Origin of the sequence: Marivirga arenosa (assembly GCF_030503875.2) — a bacterium.
GTDB lineage: Bacteria > Bacteroidota > Bacteroidia > Cytophagales > Cyclobacteriaceae > Marivirga > Marivirga arenosa.
Genome location: NZ_CP129968.2, coordinates 1,121,932 through 1,137,820, shown reverse-complemented (window position 1 = coordinate 1,137,820; position 15,889 = coordinate 1,121,932). Strand labels below are relative to the sequence as shown.

Here is a 15,889-nt window from a genome sequence, read left to right as displayed (position 1 = left end):
TTTTACCTTAAGCGTTGAGTTAAAAAACAATACTAAATCCTATTAAAAATAAATTAGGCAAAAAAGCCTATTTTTTCTCGTCAATTTGATTTAACTTTTAAATCTAAATTGAATAAACCGTGGAAGACACTAAGCAAAAACAAGCTATAAAAAACCAAGTTGTTGAAAATACTTTCCAATCAAGTCAGAATTTTTTTGAAAGCGACCTGATTTTGAAAGAGTATTTAAATAGAAAATTAAGTTCTGAAGGACTTAACTACATAAAGCCTATTTTAACTAAAACTGGGCGCTCAGCTGCTCAAAAAATGGATGAACTGTCCTTAGATGCTGACAAAAATGGCCCTGAGTTAATAAAAAGAAATTTCTTTGGCGATACGATTGATCAAGTAAAATTTCATCCTGCCTATGATCGCTTAATGCAAATTGCTGTTGACTCTGAGATGTTTAAAGTAAAATGGGAACCTCAATTAAAACAACAATTCTCTAAAGAACTGCATAGCCTGGGATTTTCTTCAGGCTACTTATACGCCATGAGCGAAATTGGTCAGTATTGCCCTCTTTGCATGACGGATGGTGTAGCAAGATTAATTGATTTACATTGTTCGGAAGAGGATAAGGAAAGATTACTACCTCATATTCATACTACTGAACTAGAAGAATTCTTTACAGGTGCGATGTTTCTTACTGAAAAATCAGGCGGTTCTGATGTAGGTAGAAATCTAGTGAAAGCCGAAAAACAGCCTGATGGAAGTTATTTATTATCTGGTGAAAAATGGTTTTGCAGCAATGTTAATGCAGAATTGATTTTTGCTTTAGCTAGAACTGACGAAAATATAGAAGGGACGAGAGGCTTGTCTATTTTTCTTATAGAAAAACATTTAGCAGATGGAAGTTTGAATAAATTACCAATTGTTAGATTGAAAGATAAATTGGGAGTAAGATCTATGGCAAGTGCTGAATGCATATTGGAAGGGACTAAAGCAAAGTTGATTGGAGATGAATTCAATGGCTTTAAGATCATGACCGATATGATCAATCTTTCAAGACTTTATAATTCAGTAGCCGCATTGTCTGGAGCCAGAAGAGCACTAATAGAAGCTTACAACTTCAATCTATTCAGAAATAGCTTTGGAAAAACAGCCATTGAGCATACGTTGATAAAAGAGAAACTTTTCGAATTAGGCAGCCTTAATGTTGCGAATTTCTATTTAACGTGGCGAGCAATTGAAGCGCTCGATAAAGCTGATAATGGAGATGAGAAAGAAAAGCATTTAGGTCGGTTGATAACCCCTATGATCAAAAAATGGTCTGCTGAAAAAGCAGTATATATCACCCGAGAAAGTATGGAACTAATGGGAGGAATAGGCTATATTGAAGATGGAGTTTTGCCTAAAATTATGCGAGATGTAATGGTACTTCCTATATGGGAAGGTGCAGGTAATATTATGATTTTAGATATGCTCAGAGCAAGTTTTAAATCTGATGGCCTCAAAGTAATGATGGAAGAAATAAAATCAGCTTTAGGTATAAATCAAGAATTTGATAATGTTATCTTGGAGCAATTAAAAATACTAGAAAATAAAATGAACGCTCTTTTTGAAATGAAACAAGAAGAATTAGAGCTTCATGCTAAGTATTTCTTCAACAAGCTTACAAGGGTTTTTCAACTATGCATTATTTTAAAGAATTGGAATAATGATAACGAAGCTTGGATGAAACCTACGGCACAATATTTAAAATCAGAATTAAATAATGAGGAAAATATAGCGGTCAGAGATGTTGATGAAATCAAAGGCTTAATAGCATGGTCAATTTAATAATCTTTAATTATTTATGGTTTTAGATACGGAATGCAATACAGTTTACTTTTCAGAAAAATTAAAAGAGAATTTCCCGGATGAATTTGCCTTGATTTGTGAAAAATTAGCTCCATTTGAATATATCAACATCAAATTATTAAAAGGGACAAAAGATGAATGGGCGCGAGACTACATGCCCATTCAAACACATGCGAAACGTTTATTGAAATTCCGCTATCAGCCTAGCTATGAGCCCAGATCAAACTGGACAGACCCAACAACTGTCATTAAAGAAAACAATCTAAAATGCCGTTTTTCAAAACATAACATCAATCTAGATGGAGGCAACATCATAAAATGGAAAGATAAGGTTATTATTTCAGACAGAGTTGAAACAGAAAATCATATCTACAAAGATGATCCTGATTTACTCTACCAAAGAATAGCTGATGACCTACAAACAGAAGTACTGAAAATAAAAGCCCATGAAGAAAAAGATGATATGACAGGACATATTGACGGCATGATGCGTTTTGTAGATGGCAATACTCTAATTGGGAACGACCTAAATCAAGAATATAAAGCAATCAAAAATTCAATTGAGAACTTATGTGAAAAGAATAATTTCAAATACATCAACATGCCTTTCTTCACAGATCATGAAAATCACTATTCCGCCATAGGAGTTTATGTGAATTTCCTTGAAATAGCAGATGTTATTCTTTTCCCAATCTTTAATCACCCAAAGCAGAAAAATGAACAAGCACTTCAAACCATCCATGATGCTTTTCCAAAGAGAAACATAATCTCTATTAACATAGATGCAATAGGGAAACATGGAGGATTGATGAATTGCATTAGCTGGTGCTTAAAGGAGTAAGTTTTAAACCATAGGCTTTTTTAAACTTTGAAGCTTTTCAATAAGACTTTGCTCATCACCAAACTGTTCTATTGTAAAGCCAATCGCACTAGTCTTTTTTCTAAGATTTGATGCTGCCACTTTTGACATGATCTCTGAAGGATCTAGAAGCTGTGCATGAAAAAGCTTTTTACCATTTAAGTGTTCAAGAACTGGAGGAAAAAGATTATTGAGCACCCAGTCCTGAGCATCTAATGAAATTATACCCATTTTTCTTATGTCTGCAATTAAATTAGTAGTATTTAGTTGTTTAAATGCTTGAACTACACTTCCATTAATCAATATAAATTCATCCATTGTTTTCACTTTACTTTTATATTGTAAGAAAAGTGCGTCTAAATTTTCATCGTAATAAACGCAAGCTGAATCATTCTCGAAAAAGATTTTTGATTTTTCCATATCCCCTATTTTTATTGAATTATCATATAAAAATAGTATTTATTATTCATTAACCAATATTTAATTTCAATATTTAAATATTAGAATAAAGTCGCTGAATCTTTCTTTCTTATATTCAAGCTGCCTTCATATTTTCAGCTTTAAGTTTAATTGATTCAATTAAAGAAGAAACTAAAATATACTAAAGTTTGTACTTTTGCGGAGTCCATTTAATTATTAGACTAACCATCTAAATAGTTAGTTAAAACGACATCATTAAGTTCGCTTTCAAAAATGCTAATGATCAGAATTAAAACAAATGTTTTCTTTTTCATAATCATTCTGAGCTCTTTTTTGAGTTCAAATAGGGTCATGAGTCAATATAATTTTCGATACAATGGGTCCTTTTCACTAGGTTCAAACTCGGGGATGGCATCTTATACCTTTAAAATGAGCGATCAGGATACCATTAAAAATGGAGCTTTCGAATTTATTAAATCTAATCCTGAAAATTTATTTCATAAAAACGATAGCTATCTTTCCATTAAAGGTGACTTCGTAAATAACCAGCCAAGTAATAATTGGGAATTTAAATTTGGAGAGTTTGAGGCGACAGACAGTAGCTATTTAGCAGATTATCAGTATAGGGTGAATATTAGCGGAAAGCAAACTCATGCTAACGGGCGTCTGAAAAACGGTAAAGCTGATGGGATTTGGACTCATGTCACCTATAAAATTGAAAATTCAATCGTTAAAGACACCGTTTTTAGAAGTAGCCTGTCATTTAAAGAAGGTGTACCGCAGCAAAGTTTTAGAATTCAAAACGAAAATGAATTTCTGGCGGGACGGTTTTTGAGAAAAGGATTAGCACACGATAGATGGGAATTATATTCCACTGAAAGTATTGAAACTACTGAGGCATGGGAATTTTCAGAAGGCTTATTAAAAAGCATTTCAATCAATCAATATGATAGCATTCAATCTTTTCCAATCTACAATGACCCAATAGAAAATAGTGAAATAATGAATCTCGATGAGAAATACTTATCTATAATCCAGATTCAACAACGCTTGTCCTCTACTTCTAGAGATACACTTCCATCCGGAATGTTATCTATGCTTAAAAAAAATACAGGGCATTATCAAAAGATAGAGAAGCTATTGCAACAGCTGGGAGAAATAGATTTTATGCCAAAATTCAAGGTGAAAGTGGCATCTTATCCTTTGCTTGAAAATGAATTAGCTTTGCTTGACTCAGCTGCGATATATTTTCAAAAAGTACAGAGTATTTCTGATCAATTACTTAAAAGCACTCAGCTCAACTTATTAAAATTCACTGATCCTGAAGTATTTTTTCAATTAAAAGCAGTACAAGCCATTAAATCTAATCATTTGAAATTCATTGGTGATTTCATGCAGTACTATGAAAAAGGATTACTTGAACATATCAAAAGAGACAGTTTGCTTAGCAAGCTATGGACTTACGAGTCTCAGATCTTTCCTATTGAAGTGAAATATGAAGAGGGGGATAGCCTAAAATCTAGCATTTTTTCTGTCGAAAATTTTACATTTTATAAAGATGAAATAGGACTTGAAGCTATTTACTCTTTGTGCGAATACACTTATTTATACACCCTATCTTTAAAAGAAAAACTAGAGCAAAAATTAAAAACCAAAGAGCTTCAAAACGAATTACAGGATTTAGAATCAGGATTAATTAACGAATCCAACTCTTTAAACAAGGTGATAGATTCTCTTCAAGAGAAAACCTCTGGAAATGACAGTAAGCTATTAACAGCAATAAAATCTTTCTCTAACGAAGCCTTGAAAAATTACTCCTCTATTTCAGATATAGTGGTAAAGCAAGAAGAAGCCAAAAACCTGACAGAGTGCATGATTAATTTGAAAATGCTAGCTAATCGCTTTAGTAGTCTGAAAAGTCAACAAAAAGAAATTGAAAACTTATACATAGATGAAATTTGGAATCCATTCACTTCAACTGTCATGAGTGAAGAAGTTAAAAGTCGAATTGTTGAGTCTTACACTAAAATCCTTATCCCATTTATTAAAGATGAAATTAAAAATCATCTAGCATGCGATAATGTAGTCAGCTTATATAGGTTAGAGCAAAAAATTTACGACCGAATGCTGGAGTTGAGAGAAGAAGATACAGAAAAATTAGAACGGAAACTTCGAAAAGAAAAAGATCCAAAGAGTATCCTCACACTGTTTGAAATTGATGCAAATTATAAATCCGAATTAGAATGAGCAGAAATTTTCAAATAGCGATTTTAAGCCTTTTCTTTCTCCTCTGCCATATAGAAAAAAGTTTTTCACAGGATGAAGAAAAACCTACTAAGGCGAGCTATAAAGATCCCACAACCTTATTATGGTTAAATACTTATGGCAATGTTAGGATTTCAAACCGTCTATTCTGGATAGCCCAAACACATTTACGGTTTCAAGAAAGTGAAAACATCCCTTTTGCCGGACAAATTGCTCAAGTTTATAACCGACATGCTATCAGTTACTTATTTTCAAAACAATTAAATGTTAGTTTAGGAGGCGTATTGCGAATTAATTTTAATCCTAATGATAATCTTGATGATTTAAATGAAAAAAGATCTGTGGCTGAATGGCGAATCTGGCATCAATATCAGTTTGCCATGCCTTTTGATCGCTTTATGGTATATCACCGTTTAAGGTTAGAGCATAGGTGGACTCGGACTTATGAAAATAACAGTGATTACTTTTTTAGAAATAGGTACAGATATATGCTTAAATTTAAAATTCCACTAAATAAACCCAAATTAGGGCCAAGAACTTTTTATGTATCACCAGAAGCTGAATTGATTATGCAAAGTGGTGAAAGAGTGGTCAATAGCCCTATGGAAGATTTAAGGCTTCACTCATCTGTAGGCTATATCATAAATTCCAGAGTAACCGTTGCAGCTGGCTTAATGTATTCTCAAGGCCAAGATTTAAATGATGGTTCCATTTATGGTCAAAAATGGACTAGTCGTTTTCATATCTATTTCTCGCCTGACATTAGAAGGGTGAAAAATAAAATTCCTGAAATCCATACCACCGATTAATTCACAAAGAGCAATTATATATGCAATACAAAAAAGTAAATATCTCTTTAACACTTGCCGCTATTATAGCTGCTGGTATTGCGGTATTCTTTTATATGAATAATATAAGTCTTGAGATGAAATTGGCAGAAAGTAATGAAAGAATTAATAAGACTGATTCACTTTCTATTTATTTTACCATTGGTGAAATTGATTCATTGCTTTTTAATGAGAGATATGAGGAAGCTTTGCAGGCCTATAAGGCTTTTACATTGACTCCCGACAAGCAAGATTTAAGCCCATTTATCAGCGCAAGAATAAAATTAGCGAAACACATCTTAAGCTGGAGAAAAGAGTTGAAAGCAAAAGATTCATTCAATATAGGAAATAATGATACCATCATAACTGAAAGACTTGCTGACCCTGAAGAAATAAGACAGTATGATTCTTTGCAATTTGCACTCACAAAAATTAAGCTTCAAAATGAAAACCTGAAAAAACAATTGAAGCAAAAAGAAAGTGGAGAGTACTTAGTATTTGAATTAAATAAAGGAAATAAAGTTTATTATGTAGGAGCCGTGAAGAATGATCAAGCAAACGGCAAGGGAGTTGCTATTTTTGATTCCGGAAGTCGATATGAAGGCGAATGGGAAAATAATCAACGACATGGTGAAGGTTCGTTCTATTGGCCCGATGGGGAATATTATATAGGTGAATTTAAAAATGATAAGAGGTCAGGCAAAGGAACTTATTATTGGCCAAATGGTGAAAAATTCACGGGCGAATGGGCAGAAAATAAGCGAAATGGTAAAGGAATTTTTTATAGCAAAGAAGGTGAAATTGTAGCCCAAGGCATTTGGAAAGATGATGATTTAATAGACGTTCAGAAGAAGTAAATCTCTTATCCCTTACAAAAGATTAGAGAATTTTAATTGCCTATTTATCAATTACTTATAATTTAAAAGAGGCAGGATATTGACAGTTTTCTATCTAAGTTATTCAAGATAACAAAGGTGAACATCATATTAAATTACTAATTGCTAGATACAACATTCATATTCATTCTTTTCAACCGATCCTCATAGTATTCAGCATAAAGCTTTTTACATTCTTCATTTAAATAAGAACGCTCAATAAGTTGGTAAACGGATTTATTTGAGGTATTAAATTCCGCTAATATTTTTTTTACTCTAGAGTTCTTAATTCCAATTCTCTGTCCAAATTCAAAAAAATCTTGGTAGGTATAGAAGCCGCAAGCCTCGTATGCTTGTGAATACCCCTCAGTCAATAAGTCTAACGCCATATCCGATTCAGTGGGAGAATGAATGCGTGTACAAAGCAAATCATATACAGGTGTTAATACATAATCACCCTGCGCTGTTTGCATGGCTGAAAAGTTTTTTAAATGTGCATCACCATTAGAGAATATATAGTTAAATAAAATCATCCTAAAAAATTTCTCTAATTCAATTTTATAAGTAGGAATATATTTTTTAATGAGGTTTGCGATTTCTTCATAGGATAAGTCATACTTATAATTCTTGCCATGTGTTTCAGAAGTCATTTGTGCAATTTGCGCAAAGTCCTCTTGTAGAATTTTCTTGCTGTCTATTTGGTCAAATCTCCGAACTATATAAGCTGTACTGCCATCTTTAAAGTCCATTAATGCATTAGCAGGAACCTCCAGTTTAAACTGCTTAGCTATTTGCATAGTTAGATGTTCATTAGCAGGAGCTTGATCTAAAAATTTAAAGGTGCCTGCAGGAATAGGTTTGAGAATATACTGCCCTCCAATATGGGTCAATTGTAATTCATTATTTTTTAATCGTAATGAATATTTGACTTGAACACCCGAAATAGAAATCTTCTTTGTATGCTCTAAATAGAAATCTGAGTTTCCTTCATAGGGAGAATTAAATGGCAATACCTGTTCTACTTTTTGACCGTCAAAAAGCGACTTCAAACACTTTTTACAAAATCCACTTTCCTTTTCTTTCAAACAGCCCGGACAATTCATTCTGATATTTCTTTTACAGTAATAGCTCCAATGGTATCTCTTGCAGCCGTTTTCAATAACAAACTAAAATGATCTTCCTCATCAATTTTTAATAGCTTACACTGGGTTAACTTATTAACACCTTCTGACAATAGACCAAAAAAGAAGGGAAATAAGACTTTCGACTGATATGGTTTTGCTGACTTGGGAAGTGTTAAACTAATAGCAGTGCTTTCCGGATCTTTAAGGTATGCTTGATCATATTCAAATAAGTATTCTCCCTCTTGAGTCTTTTCTAGGTAAGCTGCTAAAACTTTATTGTTATATACGGCCGCCTTCATTTGATTACATTAATATCAATTGACATACCCAATACTTCACAGATTTTCAGTAAACTATCCAATTCTGGATTAGCTTCTCCTTTTTCAATAGAGCGCAAAGTACGTTCTGACACCTCAGCAATATCTGCCAGATCTTCTTGTGTAATTTTAAGGAATTTCCTTCGCTCTCTTATGCTATTTCCTAATGCTTTTTTATCCATTTCGGTAGTACTTTGCCGATTATGAGTAAATATCAATAAAAAAGAAATAGAATCATAGTAAACAGCAATATCTTGCCGATTCTATCTCATAATTGAATTTTGAAGAAAGTTGTATCAGAAAGCGGTAATATTCTGCTGGTTATGTAGCATAATTAGTTACAAACTTTATAACCCTCTTTTCCTTTAGTTCCACCTTTATTTGAGCATTTCCCAAATTGATTACCTTTAGTAAACCGCATATTTTATTATATTATTTTAACACGAACTTACTTTTAAATTACTACATGTGGCCAAATAATGCTTGATTAGTTTTTTAGGTGTGAGTTGTGCTAATCCCATCTTCTTAAAATAAGCTCTTGATAAAATCTTCTTTTTGGAAAATCATATTCTTTTCTACCGTAAGTGGTAATGTTTTCGCAGATAAGTTGATTATAAAATAACTCATCGTCAGGAGGGTAAACATCATGCCAGCAAGTTGAAATCATCCCCCCATAATCTTCTTTTATACGGCTCAAATGAGCAGAAGCAGACCTATTAGTCTCAGTAATTGGGTAAATCTTATCACATTTATTCAAGTATTTTTCAGGATCAATATCAATCGATTGAAGACTATGAGCTAAATTTTCTTTAAATGCTACCAGAAAATCAGGATGAGATTTTTTTGAGTACCGGAAGATAAAAAATGTAAATTTCGTTAGAGGATTAGCAATTATCAAATAGCGTTTACGCTTGATAAAATATACATCTACATACCAAATTAAAAGTGGATCAATTTGCTCTTTTAAAGGCTCATTTATATCATAAATCATGTCGCCAAGGTAGCTTTGGACTTTCTTTGATTGATATAAATGAATAGGCATAAATGTTAAATCTGAAGTTCCACTCTAAATTCCCTATTCTAGGATGATTTTTTTGATTCTGGTCGTTTAAAAAATGTTTTTCCTACTCTTTTTATATGTTCTATTAAATCAGAGTTATTAATTTGATGGTAAATAGAAATATCAAACTTATAAGGGAGTAGCATATCATCAATCTCATTTTCCAAGAGCGCTAAATCTTCAAATTGTAATTCCTCTCCAATTAACACTAAATCAATATCGGATCCATCCCGGTAGTTACCTTTTGCTCTACTCCCGTAAAGGACAGCTTTTTCAATTTTAGGATTATTGTTGAGACAACCCTCAATTTTTTTAATAGTGCTATTTCCCAAACCGAAAGCCATTTAATATTATATGTTGGTTTGATTTCTGGATTCCAATTCTTCCATTTTCACTTTAAAATCTTTGAATAGACGAAAATATTTTACTTTAATATTTGAAGCTATAGCTTCCGCAGTATCATCATTATAAGTATGTGAAGTTTCATTCCTACTTTTAATCATTTCCATCCATCCTTCCCCGTCTTTAATTAATTCTAGCTGAAAAGCTTCTCGTGTGGCGTCTTTTGAACCATAAATTTTTGTGTTGCCCTTATCCTGAATAAAATCTTTTAGTGTTTTCCAGGCTAATTCGTGTGTGTATTCAAAGGATTGAATCAAACCCTGTTCCTCTAAATCTGAAAGTTCACGTTCATTACTAAGTTTTACCGCTTTTTCCAACTGCGAAAAGGCTTTATTGAAATTTGAAAAGCGCTGAATCCAACGTATGTCTTGGTTTTCCATAACCAAATATAAGGAACTCCTACTTCCCGATACAAAACTTACTGAAAATATTCGCCAGCAAATCATCCGTGGTAATTTCTCCAGTTATCTCACCTAAAAACCTAAGCGCATGACGGATGTCTAAGGCTAGGAAGTCACCCGTAATATTATCATCTAGACCTCTTAAGACTGCATTTAAGCTGTTTTGGGTTTGTACTAAATTATCATAATGACGAATATTGGTTACTACAGTATCTCCTGTCTTGAAATTATCGAGATTAACAGTCTCTACTAGTTTAGTTTTCAAAGCTTCTAGTCCATCTTTGTTGATTGCGGAAATAAATAAAGTCTTTTCATCCTTTTGCATTTCGGCATACAAATATTTCTGTGCTTCATCCACCTTATTGCCTACTTTAATAAATGGGATACCCAAATTTTCGAGCATGTTAATATCTCGATTTACTTCGGTTAGCGTATCATTTTTAAGATCAAACATATAAATGATGAGCGAAGCCTGCTTCATCTTTTCTTTAGTTCGAGAAACACCAATCGCTTCTACTTTATCCTCGGTATCTCTTAGACCAGCAGTATCAATAAATCTAAAAACTACGCCTTCCAGATTAATTTCATCTTCAATGAAATCACGAGTAGTTCCAGCTATGTCTGAAACTATTGCTTTTTCCTCATTTAATAAGGCATTCAGTAAAGTAGACTTACCAGCATTGGGTTTACCGGCAATTACTGTAGGCACTCCATTTTTGATTACATTACCTAAATCAAAACTGCTGACTAAGGCTGTAATCACACTTAATAATTGATTGACTAATTTTTTGAGATCATCCCTATCAGCGAACTCCACATCTTCTTCTCCGAAATCAAGTTCTAATTCGATCATACTAGCAAAATGAATCAGCTCGGCTCTGAGGTTTTTGATTTGCTCCGAAAATCCACCACGCATTTGATTCATGGCTGCTTTGTGGGAAGCCTCCGTATCGGCATTAATTAAATCAGCAACTGCCTCCGCTTGCGCTAAATCAAATTGGCCATTTAAAAAGGCACGCTGTGTAAATTCCCCTGCCTTCGCTAAACGCACACCTTTGGTCAAAAATAATTTGATTAATCGCTGAACAATATAAGGAGAGCCATGACAAGAGATTTCCACTACATTTTCTTTAGTGAATGAATTAGGTGCCACGAATAGGGTTGCTACCACTTCATCAATAATTTCATTATCATCATTACGTATAGTCCCGAAATGGGCTGTATGACTTTTCTCGCTTAGGAGATTCTTACCCTTAAAAACATTATTCACGATTTTAATGGCATCGTCCCCAGATAAACGAATTACTGCTATAGCTCCAACTCCAGGGGCAGTAGATAATGCAATGATTGTATCCTTATATTGATCTAACATTTTGCAAATTTCACTAATTATTGGCGATTATAAAACGGATATGTGTTTTATAGCTGAACATTTACCTAAACCCTTTAGCTTTACCTTAATTTTGGCATCAAAACATTATTTTAATACTATTTTATTTGACGAAACCTAACCGCTTTCTCTACATATAAAGAGGCTTTGCATCATGGCACCTCTTCTCCTTTTGAAGCGCTGTATAAAGCATACCAATCTTCTTTTTCTAACTCTAAGGCATTAAGATCCATGGCTTCTTTTAATCTTTCTGGTTTTGAAGTTCCCAAAACAGGAATTATACCTGAAGGATGTTTCTTTAGAAAAAGTAACATCAATTGAGCTAAATTGAGTTCATATTTTTCAGAAAGACTATTGAGCGTGTTCTGTAGCTCTTGATTTAACCTTTGGCTGTCTACTCCACCACCCAAAGGAGACCATGCTGTAGGTACTATGTTTTTCATTAATAGTTGATCTAGTGTACCATCTTCAAAAGGCTTGAGATGAGATAGAGAAGCTTCTATCTGATGAGTGACAAGAGGAAAAACATCATGAATCATCTCAAATTGGGAAGAGGTAAAATTCGAAACACCAAAGTGCTTCACTTTACCATCATCTTGGAGCTTTTCAAATGTTTCTGCAATTTCGTTGGGATTCATCAAGAAGTCAGGTCTATGGAGAAGTAAAACATCTAAATAATCAGTATGAAGATTCCTTAATGAGTTTTCAACGGATGTAATGATATGCTTTTCACTGCTATCATAAGACTTAATCTTATGCTGAGGTCGATTTTCTGCTATCATTTTAATACCACATTTGGAAGTGATTTGCATTTTATCGCGCAGATGTGGCTTTTCTTTTAAAGCTTTCCCAAAATCTTTCTCTGTGGTATAGTCTCCATAAATATCAGCGTGATCATAATCTACCAAACCCAGCGATAAGGATTCTTCAATGAAAGAAATCCATTCCTTTGTTGAAAAATTTACTCCCCATTTCCCTAAGCGCATAACCCCAACTAAATAGGGAGAGAATTCGATATTGTCTTTAAGCAAGCTTGTTTGTCTCATGATAAAAAGATTTTGACTAAAATTTACGTATTTATTTTAGGATCACATATCCAAAATAAAAGTTCTTCGTTAGCTTGCACATAGCTTTATGCAATACAAAAGCAATTTTTAAATCACCATGAGCACAAGGCAAACCTTAAACTTTGTGTATCATTTTATTTTGCAACCTTATTACTTTTAAAGTCACTAATTACAAAATGAAATTAAACGATCAATCTACCACCAATAAGTTACTATTAGTATTAGTTATCCCTGTAATATTTTACAGCCTTCAGTTGCTTTCTTTTATTTTCATTCCTTTAATGTTCGCCATTTTTATTGCACTATTGTTTACACCTATGATGCGGTGGATGAAGAAACGTAAAGTGCCTCAAATAATAGCGTTAGGAACGGTAGTTTTGATTTTAACATTCACTGGCTTTTCAACGATTAAGATCGTTCAAATGTCTGGTAAACAGATTCAAGATGGTAAATCTGAAATTTTCAGAAAACTGGATCATAAAGTTGAACAGGTGGTAACCCCTTTTGCAGAAACACTTGGCCTTGACCAGCAAAACGGAGGAAGCACTTTAAAAAGTCTAATGAAGAGTGACCGAATAGAGAGTTTAATTTTAGATAATTTCACCATTACCATTTCTTTCATCCAAAGCACTGTTGTCAATATTTTAATGACGCTTTTCTTTTTAATGCTTTTATTGGCGGGGTCCTTAAACTTTAAAGATATTCTTCAAAGTACATTATTCTCTGGTGGCACTCAATCGGTAAAAACATTTATGAAAGTAGAAAGAAGTGTTTCAGACTTTTTAAAAGTAAAAATCTTTGTGAGTTTATTAACTGGAATAGCTTTTGGAATAATTGCCTGGTCATTAGGAATAAGCTTCCCATTATTTTGGGGTTTATTAGCCTTTGTGATCAATTTTGTACAAATGGTTGGTTCAGTAATCTCAACTGTATTAGTGATGCTTTTTGCCTTTATAGAGATAGATAATCCTGGTACCCTATTATTGGCAGCCATACTATTTACAGGAGCTCAAGTTTTATTTGGAGCTGTTTTAGAGCCTATTTTCATGGGGAAATCATTCTCCATTAATATCATTATAGTATTAATCATGCTGATGTTCTGGGGCTTCATATGGGGCGTTCCTGGTTTAATTTTATCGATTCCATTGACTGTATTGCTTAAAACAATTTTAAATGAGTTTCCAAGTGGTAAAAAGTTTGCAAAACTGATGTCCTAACTACTTAAAAAAGCTCAAGCAACAATTAAATTATCTGTCCTTATTCAGAAAGATTAGGATCTGGTTAATCTAAGGATCAAATATTTTTTGTATTTTAAACTAAACGATTAGCCTGAAACCATACATGTCCAAGAAGACACTTCATAAAAGAACCCTCATCATCTTTACAAGCTTGTTGGCTTCTGTTTTTATCGGTTGGCAGCTATTTAAAGAATTGAAAGTGAAGGCTTTTGTTGTGAACTCAATTCAAAGTGAATTAAATCATTATTTTGAGGATTCCATCAGTTTTGAAGTACAAAATATTCGATTTCAGGTTCTAAAGAAAAAATTCACCTTAGAAAAGGTTAAGGTATTTTTAAGGACGAATGAAAATGATACCATTGCCAAATTAGAAATCCCTTCCATTTATTTTACATGGAATAAGTATTGGGAAACTTTTAACCAGGGATATTTTAAATTTGAATCATTGGACATTGAAAAAGCTAGGCTCCTCCTCCCTATCGATTTTGAAAAATTAAAGAACAGCAAAGCCTCGCGACCGTCTTTTGATGGTAGGTTTGAATTAGAATTAAGTAATTTTAATATAAAAGATGGAGAAATTTTATTCTACGATAGAAAAGGAAAGAAACATGGAAGTGTGTCTTCTCATTATGATTTGAAAGCCTCCCACTTATACTTTCAAAAAAGTAAAACACTTACTTCTTTTAAAGATATAGCAGAAAAGATTGAAATAGAATTTAAGAAGCTCACTTACCATTTAAAAGATAAAATTCATCGCTTAGATGTAGAAAATATTTCTCTAGATGTCATTCATCAAAATATAACTCTTCGATCTGTAAGATATCGCCCCATTTATACTCCAAAAAAGTTTGCTAAAATAATGATAGAACAGTCAAACCATATCGACATCTATCTGGATAGCGTTCGATTAACTAATGTAAATTGGGCAGGTGATAGCTTAATAGCGATTGAAAATATGTATTCTAAAGACATTAAATTAAAGGTTACAAAGGATAAAAACTATCCATTACCCGAAAGTAGGTATATTCCGGTATTAGTGAACTTATTGAAAAATAGTAGTACAATAATTGACGTCAGGAAATGCAATATTGAAAATTTTGACCTGCATTATCATGAAATCCCTAATGGTAAAAATGAACTAGCTAAGGTCTATATCTCGAATATTAATCTAGCGATTAATAATATTACAAATCATGCTGACAGCCTGCTGAAACACGGCCATTTCCTGCATATAAATGCTAATGGTCAATTATATAATGAAGGTAAACTTAAGTCAACAATTAAATATGACCTTAATTCCAATTATGGCTATTTTGAGGTATCAGGAAAATTAGAACCAATGAATTTGAAAGCTATAAATCAATATCTTACCGTTTCATATCCAGTAGCCATTACCACTGGACGACTTGATGATTTATACTTCAATTATTCAGGCGGAAATAAAGCAGTAAGCGGAGAGATGGAGTTGAGATATTCAGATTTAAATATTCGCTTCTATAAAATTCTAAATGAGGAAGAAAAAGGTGATAAAGCGCTTAGCTGGTTAGCAAACGTGGCATTAGCACAAGATAACCCAAGAAAAAACGGTAAATTTCGAATAGGAAAAATTAAATTTAATAGAGACACCAGAAAATCCATGTTCAGTTATTGGTCTAACAGCCTGATTTCTGGTTTCCAATCAACGATAGGATTGGAGAAGCCTGCACGAATTGAAAAATTAGAACAACATAATCAAAGAGATAGCTTGTGGGAAAAGATAGGTTTCGGAAAGGAGGTAGAAAGTGAATAAGCTTAAGATTTCGCTAG

General features: G+C 33.1%; 16 protein-coding genes. 7 read left to right on the top strand and 9 right to left on the bottom strand.

The features are described from left to right. The first annotated feature begins 119 nt into the window (after positions 1 to 119). Together QYS47_RS04925 and QYS47_RS04920 are read left to right on the top strand one after the other, a co-directional pair. The gene (locus QYS47_RS04925) at positions 120 to 1,817 is read left to right on the top strand and encodes an acyl-CoA dehydrogenase family protein (RefSeq protein WP_322347923.1); all 1,698 of its coding nucleotides are present in this window, start codon (positions 120 to 122) and stop codon (positions 1,815 to 1,817) included. A gap of 16 nt (positions 1,818 to 1,833) precedes the next feature. Beyond that, positions 1,834 to 2,679: an agmatine deiminase family protein gene (locus QYS47_RS04920; RefSeq protein WP_322347922.1), complete on the top strand. Its 846-nt coding sequence runs from the start codon at positions 1,834 to 1,836 to the stop codon at positions 2,677 to 2,679. Between the two features lie 3 nt (positions 2,680 to 2,682). Here the strand turns inward: QYS47_RS04920 and QYS47_RS04915 are convergent, their stop codons facing one another. Next, positions 2,683 to 3,117: a hypothetical protein gene (locus tag QYS47_RS04915; RefSeq protein WP_302127543.1), complete on the bottom strand. Its 435-nt coding sequence runs from the start codon at positions 3,115 to 3,117 to the stop codon at positions 2,683 to 2,685. A gap of 351 nt (positions 3,118 to 3,468) precedes the next feature. Here QYS47_RS04915 and QYS47_RS04910 point away from each other — a divergent pair, with 351 nt between their 5' ends. Genes QYS47_RS04910 through QYS47_RS04900 form a run of 3 tightly spaced genes read left to right on the top strand, consistent with a single transcriptional unit; the run spans position 3,469 to position 7,066 of the window. Next, on the top strand, positions 3,469 to 5,364 hold the full coding sequence (locus tag QYS47_RS04910) for a hypothetical protein (RefSeq protein ID WP_322347921.1): 1,896 nt from the start codon (positions 3,469 to 3,471) through the stop codon (positions 5,362 to 5,364). Continuing rightward, the gene (locus QYS47_RS04905) at positions 5,361 to 6,191 is read left to right on the top strand and encodes a DUF2490 domain-containing protein (RefSeq protein WP_322347920.1); all 831 of its coding nucleotides are present in this window, start codon (positions 5,361 to 5,363) and stop codon (positions 6,189 to 6,191) included. Before QYS47_RS04910 ends, QYS47_RS04905 begins: the two co-directional genes overlap by 4 nt. A 20-nt stretch (positions 6,192 to 6,211) precedes the next feature. Next, positions 6,212 to 7,066, top strand: coding sequence for an MORN repeat-containing protein (locus QYS47_RS04900; protein WP_322347919.1), 855 nt, complete (start codon positions 6,212 to 6,214; stop codon positions 7,064 to 7,066). Between the two features lie 137 nt (positions 7,067 to 7,203). Here the strand turns inward: QYS47_RS04900 and QYS47_RS04895 are convergent, their stop codons facing one another. From QYS47_RS04895 to QYS47_RS04860, 8 genes are all read right to left on the bottom strand, one after another. Beyond that, the gene (locus QYS47_RS04895; RefSeq protein ID WP_322347918.1) at positions 7,204 to 8,187 is read right to left on the bottom strand and encodes a HipA domain-containing protein; all 984 of its coding nucleotides are present in this window, start codon (positions 8,185 to 8,187) and stop codon (positions 7,204 to 7,206) included. Next, positions 8,184 to 8,507, bottom strand: a complete 324-nt coding sequence (locus QYS47_RS04890) for a HipA N-terminal domain-containing protein (RefSeq protein WP_302127552.1) — start codon at positions 8,505 to 8,507, stop codon at positions 8,184 to 8,186. The genes QYS47_RS04895 and QYS47_RS04890 overlap by 4 nt, the downstream gene beginning before the upstream one ends. Beyond that, positions 8,504 to 8,707, bottom strand: a complete 204-nt coding sequence (locus tag QYS47_RS04885) for a helix-turn-helix transcriptional regulator (RefSeq protein ID WP_322347917.1) — start codon at positions 8,705 to 8,707, stop codon at positions 8,504 to 8,506. Before QYS47_RS04885 ends, QYS47_RS04890 begins: the two co-directional genes overlap by 4 nt. A 329-nt stretch (positions 8,708 to 9,036) precedes the next feature. Then, positions 9,037 to 9,567 carry a DUF6933 domain-containing protein gene (locus QYS47_RS04880; protein ID WP_322347916.1) on the bottom strand — a complete coding sequence of 177 codons (531 nt, stop codon included), beginning with the start codon at positions 9,565 to 9,567 and terminating at the stop codon, positions 9,037 to 9,039. Between the two features lie 38 nt (positions 9,568 to 9,605). After that, positions 9,606 to 9,929: a nucleotidyltransferase domain-containing protein gene (locus tag QYS47_RS04875; RefSeq protein ID WP_322347915.1), complete on the bottom strand. Its 324-nt coding sequence runs from the start codon at positions 9,927 to 9,929 to the stop codon at positions 9,606 to 9,608. A 6-nt stretch (positions 9,930 to 9,935) separates the two neighbouring features. After that, positions 9,936 to 10,367, bottom strand: coding sequence for a nucleotidyltransferase substrate binding protein (locus tag QYS47_RS04870; RefSeq protein WP_322347914.1), 432 nt, complete (start codon positions 10,365 to 10,367; stop codon positions 9,936 to 9,938). Between the two features lie 19 nt (positions 10,368 to 10,386). After that, complete coding sequence (gene mnmE / locus QYS47_RS04865; protein WP_322347913.1) at positions 10,387 to 11,760, bottom strand: tRNA uridine-5-carboxymethylaminomethyl(34) synthesis GTPase MnmE; 1,374 nt, start codon at positions 11,758 to 11,760, stop codon at positions 10,387 to 10,389. 170 nt (positions 11,761 to 11,930) lie between these two features. Then, complete coding sequence (locus QYS47_RS04860; RefSeq protein WP_322347912.1) at positions 11,931 to 12,824, bottom strand: aldo/keto reductase; 894 nt, start codon at positions 12,822 to 12,824, stop codon at positions 11,931 to 11,933. Between the two features lie 197 nt (positions 12,825 to 13,021). Between QYS47_RS04860 and QYS47_RS04855 the strand changes: the two genes are divergently transcribed. Together QYS47_RS04855 and QYS47_RS04850 are read left to right on the top strand one after the other, a co-directional pair. After that, a complete protein-coding gene (locus tag QYS47_RS04855; RefSeq protein WP_308357516.1) occupies positions 13,022 to 14,062 on the top strand; it encodes an AI-2E family transporter in 1,041 nt (346 codons plus the stop codon). Between the two features lie 124 nt (positions 14,063 to 14,186). Then, positions 14,187 to 15,872, top strand: a complete 1,686-nt coding sequence (locus QYS47_RS04850; protein ID WP_322347911.1) for a hypothetical protein — start codon at positions 14,187 to 14,189, stop codon at positions 15,870 to 15,872. Positions 15,873 to 15,889 lie beyond the last annotated feature (17 nt).